General features: G+C 38.5%; 1 protein-coding gene. It reads right to left on the reverse strand.

From position 1 onward, the window contains the following. Positions 1-159: 159 nt before the first annotated feature. The coding region (locus ACGFT1_RS35750) for a deaminase (protein ID WP_373913155.1) at positions 160-467 on the reverse strand (308 nt) is incomplete at its 5' end.

Raw genomic sequence — 467 nt, forward strand, 5'->3', positions numbered from 1 at the left:
GTATCTGTACGACGCAAGATTGACAATTTGTGTTGAATCAGTGGGTGATTAATAACTTCAATTTTTCCCATTTTTGGAATTCCTTCTTTCAATTTATTCTTCTTATTATACCAAAAAACGGTTTAAAAATCTTTCTAAACCATTTATTTTTGATAATTTTTACATTAGATCAGCCTCTTTAAGAGCTGTCTGTACTGTCTCAAGTGGTAAATGGGTCAATTCTGTCCCTTTTTCTTGATAAAGGTATTGGGCGTAGTCGTCCATTCGGTACTGGTTGATATAAACCACACGCTTGCAGCCGACCTGAAGCAATTGTTTTGTACAGTTGAGACAAGGAAAATGGGTTACATAGGCTGTAAAGCCTTTGGGAACACCACGCTCAGCACCTTGAAGGATAGCATTGACCTCAGCGTGAAGGGTGCGAACACAGTGGCCTTCAATGACCAAACATTCGTGATCAATACAAT

It is taken from the genome of Streptomyces sp. Y20 (assembly GCF_043195475.1).
Taxonomy (GTDB): Bacteria; Actinomycetota; Actinomycetes; order Streptomycetales; family Streptomycetaceae; genus Streptomyces.